Annotated in this window: 20 protein-coding genes; 13 read left to right on the top strand and 7 right to left on the bottom strand. The window is 58.3% G+C overall.

The window, feature by feature from the left end; genetic code table 11:
• Positions 1-27: 27 nt before the first annotated feature.
• From ORG26_RS21885 to lepB, 4 genes are all read left to right on the top strand, one after another.
• Positions 28-1380, top strand: coding sequence for an AGE family epimerase/isomerase (locus ORG26_RS21885; protein WP_266365653.1), 1353 nt, complete (start codon positions 28-30; stop codon positions 1378-1380).
• A gap of 265 nt (positions 1381-1645) precedes the next feature.
• Positions 1646-2374: a DUF5683 domain-containing protein gene (locus ORG26_RS21880; RefSeq protein ID WP_266365651.1), complete on the top strand. Its 729-nt coding sequence runs from the start codon at positions 1646-1648 to the stop codon at positions 2372-2374.
• Positions 2375-2497: 123 nt separating this feature from the next.
• Positions 2498-3223 carry a 4-hydroxy-tetrahydrodipicolinate reductase gene (dapB, locus tag ORG26_RS21875; RefSeq protein WP_266365649.1) on the top strand — a complete coding sequence of 242 codons (726 nt, stop codon included), beginning with the start codon at positions 2498-2500 and terminating at the stop codon, positions 3221-3223.
• Positions 3224-3307: 84 nt separating this feature from the next.
• Positions 3308-4477, top strand: coding sequence for a signal peptidase I (gene lepB, locus ORG26_RS21870; RefSeq protein WP_266365647.1), 1170 nt, complete (start codon positions 3308-3310; stop codon positions 4475-4477).
• A gap of 84 nt (positions 4478-4561) precedes the next feature.
• On the opposite strand, the gene ung is transcribed toward lepB, so the two are convergent.
• Positions 4562-5227 (bottom strand): uracil-DNA glycosylase, encoded by a 666-nt coding sequence (gene ung, locus ORG26_RS21865; RefSeq protein ID WP_266365645.1) that lies wholly within the window; start codon positions 5225-5227, stop codon positions 4562-4564.
• 166 nt (positions 5228-5393) lie between these two features.
• Between ung and apaG the strand changes: the two genes are divergently transcribed.
• From apaG to ORG26_RS21850, 3 genes are all read left to right on the top strand, one after another.
• Positions 5394-5780 (top strand): Co2+/Mg2+ efflux protein ApaG, encoded by a 387-nt coding sequence (apaG, locus tag ORG26_RS21860; RefSeq protein WP_266365643.1) that lies wholly within the window; start codon positions 5394-5396, stop codon positions 5778-5780.
• 87 nt (positions 5781-5867) lie between these two features.
• A complete protein-coding gene (locus ORG26_RS21855) occupies positions 5868-6641 on the top strand; it encodes an O-methyltransferase (RefSeq protein WP_266365641.1) in 774 nt (257 codons plus the stop codon).
• A gap of 217 nt (positions 6642-6858) precedes the next feature.
• Positions 6859-8223, top strand: a complete 1365-nt coding sequence (locus ORG26_RS21850; protein ID WP_266365640.1) for a monooxygenase — start codon at positions 6859-6861, stop codon at positions 8221-8223.
• A gap of 100 nt (positions 8224-8323) precedes the next feature.
• Here ORG26_RS21850 and ORG26_RS21845 read toward each other — a convergent pair whose 3' ends face one another.
• Entirely contained in the window at positions 8324-8956 is a 633-nt protein-coding gene (locus tag ORG26_RS21845) for an NAD(P)-dependent oxidoreductase (RefSeq protein WP_266365638.1), read from the bottom strand.
• Positions 8957-9045: 89 nt separating this feature from the next.
• On the opposite strand from ORG26_RS21845, the gene ORG26_RS21840 reads away from it, so the two are divergent.
• Positions 9046-9372, top strand: coding sequence for a winged helix-turn-helix transcriptional regulator (locus ORG26_RS21840; protein WP_266365636.1), 327 nt, complete (start codon positions 9046-9048; stop codon positions 9370-9372).
• Between the two features lie 5 nt (positions 9373-9377).
• On the opposite strand, the gene nspC is transcribed toward ORG26_RS21840, so the two are convergent.
• Positions 9378-10556 (bottom strand): carboxynorspermidine decarboxylase, encoded by a 1179-nt coding sequence (gene nspC / locus ORG26_RS21835; RefSeq protein ID WP_266365634.1) that lies wholly within the window; start codon positions 10554-10556, stop codon positions 9378-9380.
• Between the two features lie 88 nt (positions 10557-10644).
• Between nspC and ORG26_RS21830 the strand changes: the two genes are divergently transcribed.
• The 3 genes from ORG26_RS21830 to ORG26_RS21820 all read left to right on the top strand — a co-directional run bounded on the left by ORG26_RS21830 (position 10645) and on the right by ORG26_RS21820 (position 16245).
• The gene (locus ORG26_RS21830; RefSeq protein ID WP_266365632.1) at positions 10645-10788 is read left to right on the top strand and encodes a hypothetical protein; all 144 of its coding nucleotides are present in this window, start codon (positions 10645-10647) and stop codon (positions 10786-10788) included.
• Positions 10789-10888: 100 nt separating this feature from the next.
• Entirely contained in the window at positions 10889-13651 is a 2763-nt protein-coding gene (locus ORG26_RS21825; RefSeq protein ID WP_266365630.1) for a TonB-dependent receptor plug domain-containing protein, read from the top strand.
• 137 nt (positions 13652-13788) lie between these two features.
• Positions 13789-16245, top strand: coding sequence for a TonB-dependent receptor domain-containing protein (locus ORG26_RS21820; RefSeq protein ID WP_266365628.1), 2457 nt, complete (start codon positions 13789-13791; stop codon positions 16243-16245).
• Positions 16246-16302: 57 nt separating this feature from the next.
• Here the strand turns inward: ORG26_RS21820 and ORG26_RS21815 are convergent, their stop codons facing one another.
• From ORG26_RS21815 to ORG26_RS21800, 4 genes are all read right to left on the bottom strand, one after another.
• Positions 16303-17118 (bottom strand): energy transducer TonB, encoded by an 816-nt coding sequence (locus ORG26_RS21815; RefSeq protein WP_266365626.1) that lies wholly within the window; start codon positions 17116-17118, stop codon positions 16303-16305.
• Positions 17119-17265: 147 nt separating this feature from the next.
• A complete protein-coding gene (locus ORG26_RS21810) occupies positions 17266-18408 on the bottom strand; it encodes a thioredoxin-like domain-containing protein (protein WP_266365624.1) in 1143 nt (380 codons plus the stop codon).
• Between the two features lie 21 nt (positions 18409-18429).
• Positions 18430-18969 carry a hypothetical protein gene (locus tag ORG26_RS21805; RefSeq protein WP_266365622.1) on the bottom strand — a complete coding sequence of 180 codons (540 nt, stop codon included), beginning with the start codon at positions 18967-18969 and terminating at the stop codon, positions 18430-18432.
• Between the two features lie 17 nt (positions 18970-18986).
• Positions 18987-19346, bottom strand: coding sequence for a PadR family transcriptional regulator (locus ORG26_RS21800; protein ID WP_266365620.1), 360 nt, complete (start codon positions 19344-19346; stop codon positions 18987-18989).
• A 170-nt stretch (positions 19347-19516) separates the two neighbouring features.
• Between ORG26_RS21800 and ORG26_RS21795 the strand changes: the two genes are divergently transcribed.
• Together ORG26_RS21795 and ORG26_RS21790 are read left to right on the top strand one after the other, a co-directional pair.
• Complete coding sequence (locus ORG26_RS21795; protein WP_266365618.1) at positions 19517-20887, top strand: glucoamylase family protein; 1371 nt, start codon at positions 19517-19519, stop codon at positions 20885-20887.
• Between the two features lie 191 nt (positions 20888-21078).
• Positions 21079-24372: a SusC/RagA family TonB-linked outer membrane protein gene (locus ORG26_RS21790; RefSeq protein WP_266365616.1), complete on the top strand. Its 3294-nt coding sequence runs from the start codon at positions 21079-21081 to the stop codon at positions 24370-24372.
• Positions 24373-24432 lie beyond the last annotated feature (60 nt).

The following is a 24432-nucleotide window of genomic DNA, read 5'->3' as shown; positions in this document are numbered from 1 at the left end:
CAGAATCCCGTTTCGCAACTTTCATCCATGAAAATTGTCACCTGCTTTCTGGTAGCCGGTCTGGCGGTCGGCACCGCTGTGGCGCAGTCCCGGCAAGACGACCGCATCCGCATTGCCGTCGAGATGGAAAACTCCATCCGGAAGGAAATGCTCAATAAATGGTACCCCCAGGCCGTGGACCGGGAGTTTGGCGGCTACCTCAGCACGTTCACGTACGATTTCAAACCGACCGGTCCGCAGGACAAAATGATCGTCACGCAGGCCCGCCACACCTGGACCACCGCCAAAGCCGCCGAACGGTACCCGACCGTGGCGCATTACCGCGAAAACGCCCGGCACGGCTTCCAGTTCCTGCGCGATGTGATGTGGGATAAAGAATTCGGCGGGTTCTACACGCTCGTAGATCGGCAGGGCCGGGTGAAAGGCGAACCGAACAAGGACGCCTATGGCAACGCCTTCGGGCTCTACGCGCTGAGCGCCTATTATCACATGTCGAAAGATACGGCGGCGCTCAATCTGGCCAAAAAGTCGTTCTACTGGCTCGAACAACACAGCCACGACCCCGTTCACAAAGGCTATTTCCAGCACCTGCGCCGCGACGGCACGCCCATCCGCCGCGACGCCTCCATCGCCTCGACGGCCAACACCGGCTACAAGGACCAGAATAGTTCCATCCACCTGCTCGAAGCCCTGACCGAGCTTTATACCGTCTGGCCCGACCCGCTGGTCCGCGAACGGCTTCAGGAAATGCTCGTGCTCGTCCGCGACGTCATCACCTCGCCCAAAGGCAACCTCGTCCTGTTTTTCCAGCCCGACTGGACGCCGGTCTCCTACCGCGACTCGTCGGAAGCGGTCATTCTGAAGCACCGTTACATCGACCACGTCTCGTTCGGGCACGACGTCGAGACGGCTTACCTGATGCTGGAAGCGTCGCACGTGCTGGGACTGAAGGGCGATGCCCGAACGCTGGAAGTCGGCAAGCGGATGGTCGATCACGCCCTCCGCAACGGCTGGGACAAAAAACTCGGCGGCTTCTACGACCAGGGCTATTATTTCCGGGACAAACCCGGCATGACCATTATCCGCGAGAGCAAGAACTGGTGGTCGCAGGCCGAGGGACTGAATACGCTGCTGCTGATGGCCGACCGGTTCCCTAACGACCCGATGCGCTATTTCGACCAGTACAAAAAGCTGTGGAAATACGTGCAGACCTATATGATCGACCACCAGCACGGCGACTGGTACGAAGAAGGGCTTGACCACGACCCGCAGCGCCGCACGGCCAACAAAGGCCATATCTGGAAAGCCGCCTACCACACCTACCGTGCCCTGACGGGCTGCGTGGACCGTTCACGGCCGGGGCAGACAGCGCATAAATAAGCCCCTTTTGTCTCGCAGATTTACGCGAATTTCCGTCGCAGATTTCCGCAGGTGTTTTTTCTGCGCTGATCTGCGACCGGAAATCCGCGTAAATCTGCGAGAAACACCCCGCGCCATTCTACCTAAAAGGACTATCTTTACGCACCCGTTTGGCGGCGGGAAAACCGAAAACGCTAAAAAATGTTAACGCCATAGCCATTGGCCCTCCCGCGACGTTGGGAAGAAGCAGACCTTTTACAACCGCACACTGGCTTTGGAATTGCGAATGACTACCTTGATACGAAGTATATTGACGGGACTGATGACCGTGGCGCTGAGCATCCCGGCCGTGCAGGCACAGGTAACACCGAACGCGGCCCGACCGGACGCGGCCCGACCGGACGCGGCCCGACCGGACGCGGCCCGACCCGATACCGTGCGGGTCGGCGGGTCGGCGCTCATCTCGGGCGGCGACACGGTGCGGACGCTGCCGGCGGCAGATACCGTACGGCTCAGCGACCGGCAGACCGCCCAAATCCGAAAGATTATCCCCAAAAAAGCGACCGTTCGCTCGGCCATCCTGCCCGGTCTGGGTCAGGCGTACAACCGGCAATACTGGAAGATTCCCATCATTTACGCCGGCTTCGGGACGATCGGTTATTTCATCAATTACATGAGCGGCCGCATGAAGTTTTACCGGACGAACTGGGAAAAGGCGTACGCCAGCACCAGCAAAACGGTTCAACTCGAACTCGACGGCCGTCTGCGGACAGTGACCGAAAGCCAGCTCGAACGGGGCTACAACTCCTTCCGCCGCTACCGCGACCTTAACGTCCTGCTCGGCGTGGCGCTCTGGGGTCTCAACATCATGGATGCCAACGTCTCGGCTCACCTCAAAACCTTTGACCTCTCAGACGACCTCACCCTCCGGGTCCAGCCCTCCTTTGGCGTGGGTGGCGACATCGCTCCCCCCGTAATCGCACCGGGCATCCGGGTGGCGTTGCAGTTTAAATAGTTTTCTGTTTTGTGTTTTCTGTTTTCCGTTTGCGGTTTTCAATTGGTTGCCTTGAGTTGGTTTAGCCTCATTACGTAAACGGAAAACACAAAACACAAAACACAAAACACAAAACAGTTTGAAATGAATATCCTCCTCCTTGGCTACGGCAAAATGGGCCGTACGATTGAACAGCTTGCCCTCCAGCGGGGGCACACCATTGCCGGACGCATCGACCTGAGCAACCGCGCCGACATGGACGCCCTGGGCCGCGACGACGTGGACGCCGTCATTGAATTCAGCTCGCCGGAAGCCGCCGTTGACAATCTGAAATATTGCCTGCAGAAAGGCTGGCCGGTGGTGTGCGGCACAACGGGCTGGCTGAGCCACCAGGCCGAAATCGAAGAGCTCACGCGGCAGACAGGCGGTGCCTTTTTTTACGCCTCCAACTACAGCATCGGCGTGAATCTGTTTTTCCGGCTTAATAAGGTTTTGGCGCAGTTCATGCGCAATTACCCGTCCTACCACGTGTCGATGACGGAAGTTCATCATACCGAGAAGAAGGACGCGCCGAGCGGCACGGCTATCACCCTGGCCGAGGGAATTCTGGAAAATCTGCCGCACAAAAACCGCTGGGCGCACCAGGCCGCCGACTCGCACGGCAATGCCGCGGACGAGCTACCCATCGAATCGCTGCGGGAGGGCACCGTGCCGGGAACGCACGTTATCCGCTACGTTTCGGACGTGGACACGCTGGAAATCAGACACGAAGCCCACAGTCGGCAGGGCTTTGCGCTCGGGGCCGTGGTGGCGGCGGAATGGCTCGCCGGACGCAGCGGAATTTTCGGCATGGATGATTTGCTGGCCTGAACCGGGGAAGTGCCTGCGGTCTCAGCAAATTTTAGTAAACTTGTAGAAACTTAATGTAAAGAGCCTTTTTCCAGACTCTATTGTATGGCAATTATCAAACAGGAAAACAAAACTAAACCCGCCGTAAAAAATAAATCGGTCGTCCGCGAGTGGCTGGATTCCATCGTGTTTGCGGTCGTGGCGGCAACCCTGATCCGCTGGCTGTTCATGGAGGCGTTTACCATCCCGACGCCCTCGATGGAAAAGAGCCTCCTGGTGGGCGATTTTTTGTTTGTCAGTAAACTGCATTACGGAACCCGGACGCCCAAAACGCCCCTTCAGGTCCCGCTGACCCACCAGAAAATCTGGGGCACCGACATTCCCTCCTATTCTACGGCCATTCAGCTGCCGCAGTACCGGCTACCGGGCTTTTCGAGCGTGAAGCACGGCGACGTGGTGGTGTTCAACTACCCGCCCGAAAGCGAATACCCGACCGACCTGCGGACCAACTACATCAAACGCTGCATCGGTCTGCCGGGCGACGTGGTCGAAGTGCGCCACCGGCAAGTCTTCGTCAACGGAAAAGCCGCCGAAAACCCGACAGAAATGCAGTTCTCGTATTTCATCCGGACAAACGGCTACGAACTGGACGAGAATTTTTTCCGGAAATACAACATCGTCAACGACTTCCGCGACCCCAGCAGCCCGACGCTCAACTGGCAGCCCGTTACCGAGCAGGCCGATTCGGCGAACGCCGGTAAGCTGATCGGCTACCGCGTCGTGACGACCGACCAGACGGCCCAGCAGTTCAAACAGTTCGACTGGTGCAAGGAAGTGGTGGCCTACGAGGAAACGCCGCAGCCGGGTCAGCCGTCGATGTCGGGTCTGTACGACGGCGGCAAATACAACTGGACGGTTGACAATTTTGGTCCGCTGACGGTGCCCAAAAAAGGCGTTACCGTTCAACTCGACGCCAAAAACATCCTGTTCTACGGCCCGGTCATCCAGCGTTTTGAAGGGCACGAAAAGGTAGACCTGACCGCCAACTCGGTTTCCATCGACGGCAAGGCCATCACGTCGTACACCTTCCAGCAGGATTACTTTTTCATGATGGGGGACAACCGCCACAACTCCTACGACTCCCGTTTCTGGGGCTTCGTCCCCGAAGACCATATCGTCGGCAAAGCCGTCTTCATCTGGATGTCCGTCGATCCCAACCCGGACGGATTCCTGAACAAGATCCGGTGGAACCGGCTGTTCAATATTATTGATTGAATGACTGAATGACTGATTAGCTTCGCAAGGCTAGAATTAGCGAAGCTAATCAGTCATTCAGTCATTCAATCATTCAGTTATTACCTACCAATCAATCTCCCCCAGCCCCTTGCTCCGCAGATACTCGTTGGTTTGGCTGAAGTGCTTGTTGCCGAACCAGCCGCCCCATTGCGCGGCCATTGGAGAAGGGTGTTTGGAGGTCAGGACCAGGTGTTTGGAGCTGTCGATGATGGCTCCTTTTTTTTGCGCGTAAGCGCCCCAGAGCAGGAAAACCACATTTTCTTTTTCGTCGGAAACGTGTTTGATGGCGGCGTCCGTAAACGCTTCCCAGCCCTTGCCCTGGTGCGACCCGGCCTGGCCCGCCCGGACGGTTAGCGTGGCGTTGAGCAACAGCACGCCTTGTACGGCCCAGCGTTCTAGATTACCCGATTTGGGAACGGGCTTCCCGAGATCGTCCTGAATTTCTTTGAAGATATTCACCAGCGAAGGCGGCTTGGTGATGCCGTCGCTGACCGAAAAGGCCAGTCCGTTGGCCTGCCCCTCGCCGTGGTACGGGTCCTGGCCCAGAATCACCACCCTGACCGCGTCGAAAGGACACTGGTCGAAGGCATTGAAAATCAGCTTACCCGGTGGATAACAACGCTGGGTGGAATATTCCTGCCGGACAAACTCGGCTAATTTGGGGAAATAGGGCTTTTCGAACTCGTCGTGCAGGCGCTGCTGCCAGGAAGGCTCAATGACAACTTTCATCAATTGGTATGTTAAGAACGGAGATGCGGTCAGGCGAAACCGGACGTTCAGGGACAAAATTGCCCGGATGCTGTTTATAAGTCCAGAAAATAAAAGCGAACTTTTGGAATTATAAACTGACAAAACTAATTTTCGTTCTAACCAGAAGCGTTAACTGTTCAAAAACATGGTTTCTGCCGTTACAGAAGGTGTCAAAGTCAGTGTGGTGACCGAGTACCAGCCGGCTCACTCCAGCCCGATGCACGCGCACTACGTGTTTACCTACCGGATCACCATTGAGAACGGCAGCGAAAACACCGTGCAGTTGCTGCACCGGCACTGGACCATTTACGATTCCAACGGCGTCGTCCGGGAGGTTTCGGGCGAGGGCGTCGTAGGGCAGCAGCCGGTGCTGGAGCCGGGCGAGTCGCATACCTACGTGTCGGGCTGCAACCTGAAGACCGGCATGGGCAAAATGCAGGGTATTTACATCATGGAACGCCTCTTCGACGGCCGTCGCATCACGGTCAACATTCCCGAATTCATGCTCATCACGCCCTATCACCTCAATTGACAGCAATTATCAAATCATTTTGAACCAAAAGGTCAACGCCGCGTCGGCCGCCTTCAACGTTCACCATTCAACTTTAACCGTTTTCTTTTGATTGCCGCGTACCTCCGTTACCTGCTGAATGCCCGCGACGAGCATTCCCTTCATTCGCCGTTTCTTTACGATTTATACACCAAAACCATTCGGGTCGACGAACCGGACGAGCCGGCCTTTGCCCCCATCGAAGACCTGCGCCGCGAACTGCTGAAAAGCCGCGAAACCATCGCCATCACGGACTACGGGGCCGGTTCCAAAGTCAACGCCTCCCGCGAACGCACCATCCGCGACATTGCCCGCCACTCCCAGAAACCGACCCGGTTTGCCCGACTGCTGTACCGCCTGCTCCGCCGATTCGAGTGCCAAACGGTGTTCGACCTCGGCACCTCGCTCGGCCTGACGACCCTCTATGAAGCGGCGGCCGTTCCGCAGGGAAAACTCATCACATTTGAAGGCTGTCCTCAGACGGCAGACCGCGCCCGGAGCCATTTCGCCCGGCTCGGGTATTCCAATATCCAGACGGTGGTCGGCAATCTGGACGAAACGCTGGCCGCGCAGATCGCCGCCATCGACCGGCTCGATTTTGCCTTTTTCGACGCCAATCACCGCTACGAGCCGACGGTCCGGTACTTTGAAACCTGCCTGCCGAAGATTCACAACGACACCTGTTTTGTCTTCGACGACATTCACTGGTCGGCGGAGATGGAACAGGCCTGGGAAGCTATCAAAGCCCACCCACAGGTCGTCGTGACGGTGGACCTGTTTTACGTCGGCCTGGTCTTTTTCCGGCAGCAGCAGCCGAAGCAGCATTTTACGCTGAAGTTTTAAAAGTTTAGAGTTTAGGGTTTAGGGTTTATAGTTGCTCCGCCTCAATCAGGTGATTGTAAAGAGGCAGGGCAACTATAAACCCTAAACCCTAAACCCCAAACCTTCCCCTGCCTCAACCACTGATTAATAACAATTTAACCCCTCCGCTGGCGGGTGGCAGCCGAAATGGCGGGGTTTTTCGTTATCTTCGTAAGTCTTGCCGATTGATCCTGATTGTATGCGAAGAATATCTTCTCTATTTACGTACGGAGCCGGGTTGAGCGCGGCTTTGCTGCTGGGCACTTTGTCCTGTACCAAACCCGCCGAGGATACTCCGGACCCCACCGAAAAAGCCAGCTTTGATCTGCTTCAGGAGAAAATCCTGACGACGAACTGCGCCATGACCGGCTGTCATGCCTCCGAGTCGGACGGCTCGTTCGGACAGCATAAGCTGGTGCTGGCGTCCGGGAAGTCCTACGAAAATCTGGTCAACGTCGCCCCGGCCAATGCTTCCGCCAAAACCGATGGGCTGCTGCGCGTAAAGCCGTTCAATTCGCTGAGCAGCCTGTTCTATCACAAACTGAACACCGACGCGGCTCACCACGGCGGCAAACAGTACGGCAACCCCATGCCGCTGGGCCGACCGCCCCTCTCGGCCGGACAGATTGAGTTTGTACGGCGCTGGATTGAGGCGGGCGCTCCCAAAACGGGCAGTGTGGCGGACGCGGCCCTGCTGGACGACCAGACCGGCAGCAACGCCACCTTTACGCCGCTGGCGCCGCCGGTTACCGGACAGGGACTCCAGCTTAAAATTGACCCCTTCGACGTCAAATCGAATTTCGAACGGGAATTATTCGTCCGGCGACTGCTCAATAATTCGACGGACATTTACGTCAAACGGGTGCAGATCAAGATGCGGCCGGGCAGCCACCACTTCATCGCCTACGGCTTCGACCGGACGACCAACCTGCCCGCCGCGAACCAAGTGCGGGACCTGCGCAATCCGGACAACTCGGTCAACCTCGCCACGTTTCTGTCGATGGCCAACCACGTGTTCATGGCCGGAAGCCAGTCGCCCAACCACGATTACACCTTCCCGGAAGGCACCGCCCTGCTGCTGCCCGCCAACAGCTCGCTCGACCTGAATGTGCACTACGTCAACAAGTCCGACAAGGTGTTTCAGGGCGAAGCGTTTCTGAACCTGTTTACGGTCGATAAAGCCGAAGTCAAATACGCGGTCAAGCCGATCAACTGGAGCAACGAGAGCATTACCACCCCGCCGGGTCAGCGCCGGACGCATATCAAGAGTTTTACGTTTTCGAAGAATGTCAAGGTGCTGGCGTTAACCTCGCACATGCACAAACTGGGCGAGAAGTTTGTCATCCGGATCAAGGGTGGCTCCCGCGACGGCGAAGTGGTCTACACGACCACGGACTGGGAACACCCCGACATCATCAACTTCCCCACGCCGATTTCGCTCAAAGCGGGCGAAGGGCTGACTTCGGAAATCACCTACAACAACACGACCTCCAAAACCGTCAGCTTCGGCCTCACCAGTGAGGAGGAAATGGGAATTATTTTTGGGTACTATTATGAAGAATGATTGATTGATTGAATGACTGAATGACTGATTGAGCGGTCCGCCAACGCAGTGAGCAAGCTCCTCAAAGTTCAGTCATTCAGTCATTCAATCACTCATTCAATTAATAGCTCACAAACGGCATTTGTCCGACGAACCGGCTGTCTTCGACCTGATTCAGGATAAAATCCGCGAGGTCCGCCCGGCTGATCTGGGTGCTGGCATCGACACCTACCCAGCCGACCCGGTACTGGTTCCGCTTTTCGCCGTCGGTCAGGCGCGGGCCGCGCACGATAATCCATTCCAACCCACTCGCTTTCAGCACCTCCGCATGCCGGACCGCATCGTTCAGCACTTTGGGAACGGCAATTTTCATGATCGTCCGAATCATTTTATCGGCAAATTTGGGCTGATCCTTCTCAAACGGCAGGCCGCCGCCCGACAGGCTGATGATCCGCTTCAGACCATTGGTCTTCATGCTGGAAATGATGTTTTCCGTTCCGCGGGTCTGCAGCCACTCGGGCGACCCTTTCACGTGTCCAAACAGGCTGACCACCAGATCGGTATCCTCTACCGTCCGTTCCACATCCTGCGGGTTCAGCACATCGCCGCGGATAAGCTGGAGATTCGGCGACTGCTGGGAGATAGCCTGAGGATTGCGGACCAGCGCCTTGATCTGGTAGCCTTTTGCCAGAGCCTGATTCAGAAACTGCTGCCCGGTTTTGCCCGAAGCTCCGAATAGCGCAATTTTTTTCATGGTCGGATCGGAATAAGTTGAAGGATACGGCAAATCTATGTACTCTTGCAGGCGCTAACCAAAGTAAGGGTACACACATTTTTGTAAGTATGAAGCAGGAACCCATCTCCATTACCCCCCGCTGCCCCATCCGGACGACGCTGGAACTGATCGGCGGCAAATGGAAGCTGCTCATCATCCGGCAACTGGCCGACGGGCGGCTGCGCTTCAGTGAACTCCGCCGCCTGCTGCCCGACATCAGCGAGCGGATTCTGGTCTATGAGTTAAAGCAACTGACCGACAGCGAGTTGATTACCCGCATCAATTACGGAGAAGTACCACCCCGGGTAGAGTACGCCCTGACGGAAAAAGGAAAACGGGCGCTTCCGCTCATCGACGAAATCGCCCGTTTCGGGATTGCCTATATGGAGTCGTAAACCGGTTAGCTGAGCCGGTCTTTGAAACTTTCGTAACCGTACGTTTTGACCAGTTCAAAGCGGCCGTCTTCCTTCCAGATGCCGATGGCGGGCAGCCCCACCCCGTTGAACGTGGTCGTTTTCACCATCGTGTAATGAATCATATCGTCGAAAACGAGCTTATCGCCCACTTCCAGCGGCTGGTCAAACGAGTAATCGCCCATAAAATCACCCGCCAGACACGTCATGCCGCCGAGGCGGTAGGTTGGTTTTCCGGCCACGGGTTCGTGGTACGAATCCAGAATGCGGGGTTTGTAGGGCATTTCGAGCGTGTCGGGCATGTGCGCCGCAAACGAGGTGTCCAGCACGGCCACGTCGATGCCCTGGCTGTCCACCACGTCCAGCACCGTGGACACCAGCACGCCGGTCTGCCAGGCGATGGCCGAGCCCGGTTCGAGCGTCACGGCCACGTTGTATTTTTCCCGGAACGCCTTCAGCAACCCAATCAGGTGGTCGGTGTTATAGCCTTCGCGCGTCATCAGGTGGCCGCCGCCCATGTTCACCCACTTAGCCTGGTGCAATAGGTTGCCAAACCGGCTTTCGAGCGCTTCGAGCGTCCGTTCGAGCGTGTACGAATCGTTTTCGCAGAGCGTATGGAAGTGAATGCCTTCGAGTCCTTCGGGCAGTTCGTCGGGCAGTTTGTCGCGGGTAACGCCCAGCCGGGAGCCGGGCACGCAGGGGTTGTACATCTCCGTTGCCACTTCCGAATACTGCGGATTGACGCGGATGCCACAGCTGACCGTTGGCCCGTTTTCGGTTTTCTGTTTTTCGTTGTAGGCCGCCACCCGGCCCTTGAACCGCTCCCACTGGCTCCAGGAATTGAAGGTCAGGTGGCTGCTGCGCCGGAGCACTTCGTCAAACTCATCGTCGCGGTAAGCCGGGATATAGGTATGGGCCGGGACGCCCATGTATTCGTTGACCAGTTTGATTTCGTTCAGCGACGAGGCCGTGGCCCCGCCGAGGTACTGCCGCACCAGCGGAAAGGCGCTGTACATCGAAAACCCTTTGAGTGCCAGAATGATCTGCACGCCGGCCGACTGCTGAACGTGGTTGATCAGTTCAAGATTGCGGCGAAGTTTGGCCTCTTCCAGCACAAAGCAGGGCGAGGGAATCGAATTCAGGTTGTTTTGTAACGTATTTTCCATGAACAAAAGTAACAAAAACTCCGGGCCGGGGGTTCGGGCGGACTGGCGTGGATTTTGCGGCCTGTCGGTTGATTCGCCGTAACTGCTCATGAAAATAACGCTACCCCTCTTTTTTCTTTTCGCCGCCAGTCAGGCCACGCTGGCCCAGCAGCCGGACAGTCTTTCTGTCCCCGCTTCGTCTTTTCGGCCGGGTTCGGTCGTCACGCTGCCCGACAGCATGCTGGTTTTGTAACGTATTTTCCATGAACAAAAGTAACAAAAACTCCGGGCCGGGGGTTCGGGCGGACTGGCGTGGATTTTGCGGCCTGTCGGTTGATTCGCCGTAACTGCTCATGAAAATAACGCTACCCCTCTTTTTTCTTTTCGCCGCCAGTCAGGCCACGCTGGCCCAGCAGCCGGACAGTCTTTCTGTCCCCGCTTCGTCTTTTCGGCCGGGTTCGGTCGTCACGCTGCCCGACAGCATGCTGGTTCGGCAGCCCGTCAGCAATCCGGCCACGCTGCTGCAGGGCACCGTCGCCGGCGTTTATGTCATCGGCAACCACCAGCCGGGCGGCCTGCCGATGGTTCGGATTCGGGGATTTCGCTCAGTTACCCGCGACAACGGGCCAATCTTTACGCTGAACGGTATGCCGCTGCTTGGCAGCGACCCGGCCATCGTGCCGGTGGATGCCCTGCAGTCGGTGTCGGTTCTGAAAGACCCCGCCGCTTCGTGGCGCTTCTCGGCTTATGGCAACAACGGGGTCGTGGAGTTGTCTACCCGCCAGACCGCCCGGCCGGGGCTGCACGTTTCGGCGCATTCCTACGCCGGGATAAGTATCTTCAGTGGACGTCGGCCGGAGTTGCTCAACGCCACTGAGTGGGCTACTCTGGCTTTTTCAATGATGCGGGAAAGCCCTTACTACAACAACGGCGACTATGAGGTGCGCTACCGGGAATTGCTGGGCAACGGGCCTTCGCTGGTCATTCCGGACTATGTTGTGCCGATGGGGGCCATGCAGGGCGACCCACGAACCGGTCTCGACCGCTATTCCAACAACCCTGACGATCCGGCCTTTAACAAAACCGCTTTCAAAATTACTGCCGCCAACAAGGCAGGCACCGACTGGTTCGGGGCGATTCTCCGCAATGGCCGGGTTCAGCAGCATTACGTCAATGTCGGCTATGGTTCAAAGCACTGGAAGACCTACGCCGCCGCTCATTCTTTTGAACAGCAGGGCATTCTGCGTTTTACGGGCTACGAGCGAAACGGGCTGCTGTTCAACAACGATTTTTCCTTCTGGCATAACCGGCTGCGCCTTAGCCAGCAGGGTTTGCTGACCAAATCCATTCGTTCGGGCCTCACGGAAAATAACGGATCGGAAAACTCTAGTGTTGTTTTTCAGGCCCTGCGTGCGCTACCGCTTTTCCCGGTTTACGATGTTGCCGGCAACTACTCCCAGGCCGGACCTTACCTGATGCCCTTCAGTAATCCGGTGTATATGCTGGCCCGTCAGCAGGATCGCCGCCTTAACCAGACCGATTTTGCCGGAAGCCTTTCGCTGGAACTGGATTTGCTTTCTTCGCTGACGTTCCGGGCGTCTTACGGGCAGCAGCGGCAGAAAACCCGCCTCAACTGGCAGGCACCGCATGGGTGGGAGGTGAGCGACCCCGCTAAGCCCTATTATGCCGAAGACACAAAAGCCGAAGCCTCGCCCCGTCGGCTGGCCGCGGAACTGAATTATTCTTTGAAGCGGAAAACGCTGACCGGTGAGGTGACGCTCGGGGCCGAGCTGTTTCGCCTTCAAACCGCAGAAAGTAGCCAAACCCAGCGGCTCGACCTAGGGGACCCGATTTCTTTTGCAGGCTCTTATTCGACAGACGCCTTGTTTTCGTCGTACCTGCACCTGCGGCTTAGCGACCGCCGATGGGCGGCCGAAGCCTCGCTCCGGCGGCTGAGCCTTTCGCAGTTTCCTATCGACAACCGTTCGGGCCTGTTGCCGACTTTGTCCACCGTGTTTGCGCTACGGCCGGACCTTCGGATTCGTGCAAGCTGGGGTCAGCAAACGGCCGCTTATACGCTCGGAACCCTGACGAACCCGATGCTGGCACCGTATAGTTCGGGCGCTCAGGAAATTACGTTCGGCGACAAGCCGGAGCGCGTGCGGACCCTCTCGGCTGGAGTTGATTACCAGCCCGGTTCGCGATTGACACTATCCGCCGAGGCCTTCCAGGCGGTAACCCGCAATCTGACCGAACGTACCACTGTTTTTTGGCCCGGTAACCCTCAGACTATCGCACTCAGCGACGGGCGCATGCGCAATGTAGGGCTGGAACTGTCGGCCGGTTACCAGCTTCCGGTATTGGGGAACGGGGTGTTAACCCTCAACGGCCAGGTATCAGGCTACCGCAACCGCCGCACGCATTCGGAGTATTTCAGCCGGACCATTGGGCAGTTCGATAACAAGCCGATGGGAGCCCTGTTCGGTAACCAGACCGACGGCCTGATCCAGAACGCTCAGGAAGCTCAACAGGCCACCGCCCTGAGCCGCATGCCGGTGGCGCCCGGTCAGCTCCGGCTGGTCGATGTCAACAACGATGGTCAACTGAACCTTGATGACAGAATCTACATCGGCAATCCCCACCCCGATTTCTTTTTCGGCCTCCAAAGTAACCTTCGTTACCGGGCGTTCGAGGTGACGATCCAGTTTCAGGGTGTCGTCGGAAACAATCTCTATGACCAGTCAAGGGTTTATACCGATCTGATGATTGGCTATAGCAACGGCAGTCGCCGCGTACTTTCGGCCTGGAGTCCGACGAATTCCGGCTCCACGGTGCCGAGGCCGTCAGCAGGTTACAATTATTACTATGCCCCACCGATGTCCTACTTCGTGGAGTCCGGCAGTTACCTGCAGCTTCGGGACGTACGGGTGGCCTACCGCCTCCCGAAACTTTCGTTCGTGCAGTTCTACGTGCAGGGCCAGAACCTCTTTTACCTGACCCGCTACCTGGGCCTTACGCCGGAAGTCCGCCCGGCACAGGATGAGCAACTGGGAAGAGACGGAGGCGTCTACCCCACCGCCCGAACCATCGTCGCGGGGCTTCGTTTCGACTGGTAACTTTCGCGAAAGCTCCGGTAGTCTTACACTCCGGAGCTTTCATTTTGCTTCTTTATTTAAAATTATTCTAATTAAATTTGAAAGTAATACTTTCGCCATTAGTTTTGCGGCTTCATTGAAGGAATCTACTGGTGACAATGGTTCGACTAACTACCTTTCTGATTTTATTTTTATCGGCCTTAACGGCGACTTTTGCCAACGATACGGAAGCGGGCGGTACCCTCCGCGGCCAGGTGACCGACCCGTCGGGGGCTCCGGTAAGCGGGGCAACTATCCGGATTAAAGGAACCATCCGGGGAACGGTTACGGACGAAAAAGGACACTTTACGCTGACCAACCTGCCGAAGGGAGGCTATACCGTCCAACTGTCGGGCGTGGCCCTGACCCCCGTGGAACGCACCGTCGAAATCAAAGCCAACGAAACGCTGGCGCTCGACATAGCCGTGCGGGAAACCGTCCAACAATTGGCCGAGGTGAAAATCGTGGCCGCCCGCGGTCTGCGCGAACTGGAGCGCTTGCCGGAAGTGGACGGAACGGCCCTTTTTGCGGGGAAGAAAACGGAAGTGATCAACCTCAGCCAGCTGGATGCCAACCTGGTCACCAACAATACGCGCCAGATTTTCAGCAAAACGCCGGGCGTGATGGTCTGGGAAAACGATGGCTCGGGCATGCAGGTAGGCGTGGCGGTCCGGGGACTGAGCCCGAACCGGTCGTGGGAATTCAACGTCCGGCAGAACGGCTACGACGTCAGTCCCGACCCATTTGGCTACCCCGAAGCGTACTACAACCCGCCGATGGAAGCCGTGGAGCAGATTCAGCTGGTGCGCGGGGCGGCTTCGCTGCAATACGGCCCTCAGTTTGGCGGCCTGCTGAACTACGTCCTCAAGAAGCCCGATGCTACCCGCAAATTTGGTTTTGAAACGCAGCAGTCGGCCGGGAGCTTTGGGCTTTTTTCAACCTACAACGCCATCAGCGGCACCGTCGGCAAACTGAGCTATACCGCCTACGCCCACTACCGCCGCGCCGACGGCTGGCGGGAAAACAGCCGCTACGGCATTTTTAACGGCTACGCTTCCGTACAGTACGCGGTTTCGAACAAACTAAAACTTGGCTTCGAACTGTCGCGCCTATACAACGAAAGCCAGCAGCCGGGCGGCCTGACGGACGTACAGTTCGCCCAGAATGCCCGGCAGAGCGTTCGCGGACGGAACTGGTTCAGTACGCCCTGGACGGTGCCGGTGCTTTCGGCCGAATACGCCTTTTCCGACAAAACCCGCCTCACCTGGAAAGTCCACGGACTCGTCGGCGAACGGAACAGCATCGGCTTTGTCCGGCCTATCAACACACTGGATGTCCCGACGAACGGCGTGCTGGCCGCCCGCCAGATCGACCGCGACCACTACCGCAACTGGGGCAGCGAACTCCGCCTGCTGACGACTTATTCCCTGCTGGGCCGCGACCATACGCTGGCGACGGGGGTCAAGTATTTCAACGGCTACACCCGGCGCCGGCAGCTTGGCCGCGGCGACACGGGCAGCGATTTCAACCTGAACCTTGCCGAAGCCGCCTTTCCCCGGGACCTTGACCTGCGGGTTCAGAATGTCGCTTATTTTGCCGAGAACGTCTTCCGTCTGACGCCGCGCTGGACCGTCACGCCCGGCTTCCGCCTCGAACACCTCGCCAACGACATCAGCGGCCGTTTCAGCCTGAACGCCAACGGTACGGAAAACCGCGTTTCCCAGAACAGCGTCCGCAATTTCCTGCTGCTGGGCATCGGGACGGAATACAAACTCCTGCCCACGACCACGCTGTACGCCAATCTTTCGCAGGCCTACCGTCCGCTGCTGTTCTCGGACCTGACGCCGGGGGCGGTGACCGATTTTGTGATCGACCCGAACCTGCAGGATTCGCGCGGCGGCAACCTGGACCTCGGCCTGCGGGGCAATCTGCGCAACTTCCTGAATTTTGACGTCAGCTATTTTCGGATGCAGTACAACAACCGGGTCGGCACGCTGACGCTGCTCAACGAAGCCAGCCGCCCGTACCAGTTCCGGACCAACGTCGGCAACAGCCTGAGCCAGGGCGTCGAAGCGTACGTGGAATTTGACCCGATTGTCGCGTTTGTGGGTCGTTCGAAAGCGGGCTACCTGAGTCTGTTCACGTCGGCCAGCTATACCGATGCCCGCTATACGACGCTCCGTACGGTGGGCGTCAGCAACGGCCAGCAAACCGAAACGAGTCTGCGCGACCGCCGGGTCGAAAACGCGCCGGAGTTTATCGGCCGTTTCGGAGCCAATTACTCTCTGAAAGGCTTTACGCTCACCGCCCTGCTCAACCGCGTGGGCAAGGCTTACAGCGATGCCAACAATACCGAAACACCCGCCGCCAACGGGCAGACGGGCGTCATTCCTGCCTATCAGGTGCTCGACGTGTCGGCCACCTACCGTTTTGCCAGACGCTACAACGTCCGGGCGGGCGTCAACAACCTGACCGACGAACGCTACTTCACCCGCCGCGCCGGCGGCTACCCCGGCCCCGGCCTGCTCCCCGGCGACGGCCGAAACTGGTTTGTGTCGGTGGGATATAAGTTGTAAGTCGGCAAGTGCTTAAGGGGCCACTTACCTCCTTAAGCACTTGCCCCCTTAAGCACCCTATTCTAACGCAAACACAATCGGCAGGTTGAACCGCACCCGTACGGGCTGGCCGGACTGTTTGCCGGGTTTCCATTTGGGCATCATCCGGATCACCCGCAGGGCTTCCTCGTCGCAGCCGAAGCCGATGCCTTTGGTCACCTGGGCGTCCACGATGCTGCCGTCGGCGTTCACCACGAAGGCTACGTAGACCCGGCCGGAGATGTTGGCCCGGGCGGCTTCGGCCGGGTAGCGCAGGTTCTTCTGGAGGAAAGCCGCGAGTCCGGCCGTTCCGCCCCGGAACTCGGGCTGCTGCTCGACGACGGTAAACGGCTCGTCGGACTTGCGCTCTACCTCAATGCTTTTTTCCTCTTTCGTTGGAGCAGCAGCGGTTTCTTCGGGTGCTTCGATCACTTCGGCGTCGGTCGTGCCTTCCACCGTTTTGTCGCTGGGCGTGGCGTCCTTCAGTTCTTCCGTCGTCGGCACTTTTACCTCTTCGGGCGCTTCTTCCAGCACTTCGGGCGTCAGGTATCGCTTCTGCGCCACCTCCTGTTTGATCGGCTCCTGCTTGGGCGGCGTAATGATCGGCTCTTCTTTGGGCGGCAGCGGCTGCACCTTCGTCAGCACAACCTCCTTCATGTACGCCTCCGGCTGATCGGGTTTGATGCGGTCGAGCAGGTCGGGCAGGGCCAGTCCGGCCCCGAAGAGAGCGATGCCAATCAGCAGGGCGCGCCGGGCGTTTCGGGAATAATTCAGGCGTAGGTCGTAGGCACCATAGGATTTGTTGCGATGCTCGAAGACAATGTCTGCGAGGGTCGCGGCAGGAAGTTGGTTCATCGGAATCAGTTGTTGTTGTTCGGAAAAGGAAATAAAAGGCAATAGCGGGGCCGTTCGACCCTTTCGGATCGACTGGGGTAGTCCGGAAATTCAGGGAATTAGTGCGGTGCCGGAACGGATTCCGCCCGACACCGCTTCATCGGGTACTTACTGTAGAGCAAGAGATTGATTCGAACGGGTAATGAGTCTTTCGATGGTTTTCAGGTTGTTTGCGTCGTAGCCGGTTACTTTTTTCAACGTCCTACCCTGCCGGTCGAGCAGGAGCATGGTTGGAATCGAGCCGTCGAACTGGAATAAATCCCTGGTGTAAGGCCGCTCGGATTCGGTCATCAGCCGCTGCGGCCACGGCATCTGTTCCTTTTGCAGGGCTTTATGCCAGGCGGCGCGGTTCTCGTCCAGCGAAACAGACACCAGCCTCAGCTTTTCGTCGTTGCCCAGCCGGGCGTACAGCTTCTTCAGTTCGGGAATCTCCCGTCGGCAGGGACCGCACCACGAGGCCCAGAGCACCACCAGCTGATAGTCCGCCGACGGGTCCAGAACGGGCTGGAGCGCTCCCTGCTCGTCCGCCAGCCGGGTTGCAAACGACAGCCGGTGGCTCTTTCGGCTGGCGATGTAGTCCCGCAGCTTTCGGCCCGTCGGACTTTCCCGCACGTCCTCCTCGAAGCTGTCCAGCAGAGAGCGGAAACTTTCGTCCGAAAATCCGCCCATCCGTCGCTCCAGTTCGTAGAGGTAATAGAAGGAATACGGATGTTTCCGGATTTCGTCCCGCAGGCGGGCCACGCTCCGCAGCCGACCAAACCCGACCGAATCGCTGTAGGCCACCGCCGTTTGCCGACCCTCCACGAGCGGCCGGTCCAGTTTCACCAGTTTTACGTGGGAGTAAGGCCTGAAACCACGAAAAGACATTTCCGAGATTTTCCCGTTGAGCTGGATGCCGTCTTCCAGGTAAAAATGATCGACGCCCAGCGGATGCCCGCCGTGCAGGATGTGGGTATCAAAGCTCAACACCCGCAGCGTATCGGTGTTCTGCTCTTTGTGATTCACAAAAATACGGACGGCTTCCGGGTATTTCTCCCGCGAAAAAAGCATCCGGAACTTCCCGTTGGTCAAGGCACAGGAGTCCAGTTTGACCATTTTCCCGGTCAGATTCTCCCGGGTGAAGAAGACCATTTCGCCGTCCGGAATATTTTCCAGTTGCCCGGAAACTTCCATCGGCCGGGGCGAACGGCACGTCAGGCAGAGAAACAGGACCGCACCGCCGAGCGTCAGGCGGTCGATTGCAGCTTTCATGGGGCAAACAGAGTTAGGTGATTACTTCCGGACGACCAGACGATAGTGGCCGAGTCCCTGTTTCAGCGCGGGGTCGCTCAGGGTCGGCTTTCCGGCTTCCTTCAGCCAGGCCGGCTCCACGAACCGGATTTTGGAGGCGGCTTTCTGGCGTTCCCGCTGCACGTTCGCGTTGACGACCCAGCTCATGGCGAAGACCGCCGCCGAAAAAAGCAGGAACCCGTAGAGCAGCGCCCGTTCGGTGGCAACCGGGTAGTTCTGCCGCAGGTCGTAGGCTCCGTACAGCTTGTTCCGGTTCATGAACACGATGTCGGTCAGCGTGGCGGGTTCCGGCTCCAGCCCCAGAATATCGCAGTACTCCTCCTGGAGCTGCGAAAGGGTCTCCAGAGAAGCCTCCCGGGTCACCATTTGCAGGGCTTTCTCAAAGGGGCAGCCCTCCCAGAGCGCCTCCTCCAGATCGCAGGCGAGGTGGTCGGTCAGCTCGGGCAGCAAATCGGCCGGAACGCCGCTGCGGCGCAGGTGCCCGCGCAGGGTATCCAGTTGTTCGTTGGTCAGCAGATACATAAGACGGGCCTTTTGAGTTACTGTTTCTGAACAGAAAGTTGGGGTTGGGGCTGCATCAGCGACTGCATGGCCTCCATAAACCGCTCGAATTCCGACACCTTGACCTGGGCCGTTTCGGTGCCGGCGGCCGTCAGCGAATAGTATTTCCGCAAACGGCCGTCCACCTCCACGCTCTCGGTAATCAGGTACCCTTCGTCTTCCAGTTTGTGCAGCACCGGATACAGCGCTCCGTAGGTCAGGGTGATTTCGCCGCCGGTGCGTTCCTTCACCTGCTGGGTGATTTCGTAGCCGTACATCCGGCGGTTTTCGGCTAAAAGTTTGAGGACAATGGTGCGGAGCGTACCCCGCAGCAATTCCCGCGAATCAGACTGGTTCATTAGCGTATCAGTTATTCCTTGAGCAAATATATATAAGAAACCTATATATACAAGAGAAGGTTTGAAAAATTTAAGCCAAAAGCGCACCTTTCTTTTTCGGGCAGATTATCGCAGATTTAAGCCGCTGATCCCTTTCTGCGAAAATCTGCTTTTAATCTCCGAAAATCTGCGTGAAATCGACACTCCGTTTACTCATAATCATAGTTGTCCTGCTGCATCTGCCCCGGCTCCTGTCCGCCCAGGCCGTCTATTCCAAAAGCTTTCTGGACTCGCTGCAGCGCGACACGTTTCTTTATTTCTGGGAACTGGGCGATAATCCGCACGGCCTCATCCCGGACCGCCACCCGACGCCGTCTTTTTCCAGCATTGCCGCCACCGGTTTCGGGCTGACGGCCTATTTGGTCGGGGTCGAACGGGGTTACATCCGGCGGGACGAAGCGGCCGAACGCACGCGCCGGACACTTCGTTTTTTCGCCAATGCCCCGCAGTCGGCCGAGGCGGCGGGCGTGGCGGGCTACCGGGGCTTTTTCTACCATTTTCTGGACATGAAAACCGGCCACCGTTTCAAACAGGTGGAGCTTTCGACCATCGACACGGCGCTGCTGCTGGCGGGCGTGCTGAGCTGTCAGACTTATTTTTCGGGAAAAAGCGAAACCGAACGGGAAATCCGGACGCTGGCCGACCGCATCTACCGGCGCGTCGACTGGCGGTTCATGCAGGCCGTGCGACGGTCCGACCGCAAGCCGCTGGTGAGCATGGGCTGGCATCCCGAAAAAGGGTTTATCGAGGCCGACTGGCAAGGCTACAACGAAGCGATGATTCTGTACATTCTGGCGCTCGGCTCGCCGACTTTCCCCCTCGAACCGGAGGCGTGGACCGAGTGGACGCGCACCTACGACTGGAAGACGTTTTACGAACAGGAACATATCAATTTTGACCCGCTCTTCGGACACCAGTATTCGCACATCTGGGTCGATTTCCGCGATATCCGGGACGCCTACAACCGCCAGAAAGGCATTACTTATTTCGAAAACAGCCGCCGGGCCACCTACGCCAACCGGACGTACTGCATCGCCAACCCGATGCAATGGCGGGGCTACGGACCCGACATCTGGGGCCTGACCGCCTGCGACGGGCCCAAGGACACGACCATCAACGGCCGTTCCTTTTTCTCTTACCGCGCCCGCGGGGCCGCCGCCACGCAGATCGTAGACGACGGCACGATTGCGCCCACGGCCGCGGGCGGCTCGGTTCCGTTCGCCCCGGAAATCTGCATTCCAGCCCTCCAGCACATGAAGCGGTCGTTTGGAACCAGAATTTACGGCAAATACGGTTTTAAGGACGCCTTCAATCTTTCGTACCCGACGCGCGACGGGCAGGGCTGGTTTGACGGGGATTACCTCGGCATCGACAGCGGCCCGATCCTGCTCATGACCGAAAATTACCGCACCGGTTTCATCTGGAACCTGATGATGCAGAACCCCCACATCCGCCGGGGCCTCAACCGGGCCGGATTCCGGGGAGGCTGGCTGGGCAGATAGCAAAAAATTTCCAGCTTTCTCCCCCAATCTGATTAAGCACTTTTCCCCCATTCCATGGCATTCCGGCCCCTTGCCACCCCGCTCCCGTAAGCATTTCTCCCCCATCCTGACTAAGCAATATCCCTCATTTAAGGTGAAAGCAGAGTACCTCAATGAATTTAAATTGAGCCTGTTACAAAAAATCATCTTCTATGAGAAAGCTTTTACCCTTATTGCTGCTTTTCGGGCTACTGACGGGCGCGGGAACAGCCCGGGCGCAGGACCGAACTGTAACCGGTAAAGTGACCGGTTCGGAGGACGGGGCTCCCATCCCGGGCGTCAACGTCTCGCTCAAAGGATCGACCCGGGGCACATCAACAGACACGGAAGGAAATTACCGGCTTGCCGTTCCCGACGGCCAGTCTTTGGTGTTCAGCTTCGTGGGCATGCTGCCGCAGGAAGTGGCGGTGGGCAACCGCACGGTGGTGAACGTCGCCCTGGTGCCGGACCTGAAAATGCTGAGCGAGGTCGTGGTGACGGCCGTCGGGATTGAGCGCCAGAACCGGTCGCTGGGTTACTCGGTCGAACGGCTGTCGGCCGACCGGCTGGTGCAGAAATCGGAGCCGGACGTGCTGCGGGCCATGCAGGGCAAGATTCCGGGCGTCAACATCAACGGCTCGGGCGGTACGGCGGGCAGTTCGGCGCGCATCACCATCCGGGGAGCCAACTCGTTTCTGGGAACCAACCAGCCGCTTTTTGTGGTGGACGGCATTCCGTACGACAACAGCCTGAACGAAAACGCCAGTTTCCGGGACAACGGGGCCGCCGTGTCGAGCCGCATTGCCGACCTCGACCCCAACAACATCGCCTCCATGACGGTCCTGAAAGGAGCCGCCGCCGCCGCCCTTTATGGAACGCGCGCGGCCAACGGCGTCATCGTCATTACGACCAAATCCGGCACCAACCGGCCGTCCAAGAAAGGACTGGAAGTGACGTTCAACACCTCGTTTTCGGCCGAAAACATCGCCAGCTATCCCGACTTTCAAAACACCTACGGCTCGGGTTCGCAGGGCGTCTACGCCAACGCCAACGGCACCTGGGGACCGGCCTTCGGGCTGGGCCGGACTTATGCCGCCAACGGCAACTGGGTGGCGAATACCTCCGGCGTGGACTCTATTCCCGTCTGGGTCGGCTACAATACCTTTGCGGCCAACTACCCGGCTCTGGCGGCCCAGTACGGACTGCGCGCGAACGGGAATGTCCCCTACCGGGCCTATCCCGATAACGTCCGCAACTTCTTCCGGCAGGGAAGTCTGTTCGAAAACTCCATTTCGGTGTCGGGCGGCGGGCCGAAAGCCAGCGTGACGGCCGTCGTGTCGCGGACGGATCAGAAAAGCTACTTCCCCGGCTCCGGTTTTGAACGGACGAACGTCAGCGTCGGGGGCAACACGAACCTCGACAACGGGCTGACGGTCGGTGCCAATCTGGCTTACACCAACACGATTCAGAACAGCCCCCTGTTCGGCGCGGACGGCACCTCTCCGCTGGCCCGGATGTTCCAGCAGCCGCGCAACTGGCCGCTCGACCAGCTGCCGTACCAGGACCCGTTCGGCAACGGCGTGTTCTTCTTCCCCTTCGGGCAGGCCGATAACCCGTACTGGTCGGTCAACAACAGCATTTACACCAGCAAGGTCAACCGCATCGTGGTCAACGGAACCCTGTCGTACGACCTCACCAAGTGGTTGAACGTGACCTACAAAGGCGGCTACAATGCCTACAACGACAACAGCTTCCAGCGGATTTCGGCCGGATCGCTGTCCGGGGCGCAGGGCATCGGCAACATGCAGTTCGATGCCGTTTCGTTTGGCGAACAGGACCATAACCTGCTGCTGAACTTCGACCGGAACCTCACGCCGGACATTTCGTTCCGGGCCATTCTGGGCGGGAACTACAACCAGCGGCTCAACGACCAGACGAGTGTCAACGGCCTGGGTATCGTGGTGCGCGGCATTGACCTCATTACGAACGTGAACACCGTCACGCCCAATACCGGCAATACCTACACCCAGCAGCGGCGACTCTATGCGGGCTTTACGGATATGACCTTCGGCTACAAGGACTTTTTCTTCCTCAACCTGACGGGCCGCAACGACTGGTCGTCGACCCTGCCGCGCAACAACCGGTCGTATTTCTACTACTCGGCCAGTGGTTCGCTGGTGTTTACGGATGCCTTCAAGCTGACGTCCAACATCCTCAGCAGCGGGAAACTGCGGCTGGGCTACGCGAAGGTCGGCCGGGATGCAGCCCCGTACCAGACCGTCAACACCTACCGCGTCAATCTGGGTGAAAGTTCGAACCAGCAGGGGTCCACCCGGTACAACGACTATCCGTTCAACGGACAGGCCGGGGCCTCGGTGGCGGCCGTTGCGTTCGACCCCAACCTGAAACCGGAGTTTACGACCGAAATCGAAACGGGGGTCAATCTGGAATTTTTCCGGGGCCGCGCCAGCCTGGACTTTACGTATTACAACCGCCTCAGCACGGACATCATCGCCCGCCGGGCCCTGCCGCAGTCGACCGGGTACAGCTTTCTGCTGACCAACTTCGGTGCCATCCGCAACTCGGGGGTCGAAATTGGCCTCAGCGTGACGCCGGTGCAGCTCAGCAGCGGGTTCAAATGGGATATTTTTGCGGCCTACACCCAGAACCGCAACATCGTGGAATCGCTGGCCGACGGGGTGCAGGAGGTCATTCTGCGCAATATTTTCACCAACCAGCCGGTGCCGGTGGTGCGGCCGGGCGAATGGTTCGGCGTGTTGCGGGGCACCAAAGTGGCACGGGATGAAAACGGCAACGTGCTCATTAACCCGCTGACGGGCCTGACCATTCCGGACGTCAACCAAGGCATCATCGCCAACCCCAACCCGAAATTCACGCTGGGCCTGACCAACACCTTCAGCTACAAGGGCCTGTCTCTGAGCGCGGTGATCGACTACCGGCACGGCGGCGACCTGTATTCGTGGACAAACCAGTTTCTGTTGGGTCGGGGGGTGACGAAAGACACCGAGAACCGCGAAATTCCGCGCGTGCTGGCCGGGGTCCTCGGCGATGCCAATACGCTGAAGCCCCTGCTGGACGGCGAAGGCAAGCCCATTCCGAACACCATTCAGGTGCTGGAAAACAACGTGTATTTCCAGGCGGCGGGCGGTTCGCTGGCCATCAACGCCCCGAACGAATTTTCGGTTTGGGACGCCACGGTGATTCGCCTGCGGGAAATTTCGCTTGGCTACACCCTGCCGAAGGCCTGGCTGACCAAACTGCCGTTCGGATCGGTGAACCTGAGCCTGACGGGCCGCAACCTGTGGTTCAACGCGCCCAATTTCCCGAAAGCGGCCAACTTTGACCCGGAAGTCAACACCTTCGGCAACACCAACACCCAGGGCATCGACTTTTTCACGGCCCCTTCGGTCCGGCGTCTGGGCGTCAACCTGCGGATGACTTTCTGACCAACGCCGAAAATCCAACCAGTCACGCTGGCTTCGCCGGACAGAACCCTGCGGAATTCC

Source organism: Tellurirhabdus rosea (genome assembly GCF_026278345.1).
Lineage (GTDB): Bacteria > Bacteroidota > Bacteroidia > Cytophagales > Spirosomataceae > Tellurirhabdus > Tellurirhabdus rosea.
Note: the sequence above shows the minus strand (reverse complement) of the source record. Positions and strands in the feature narration are given on the sequence as shown.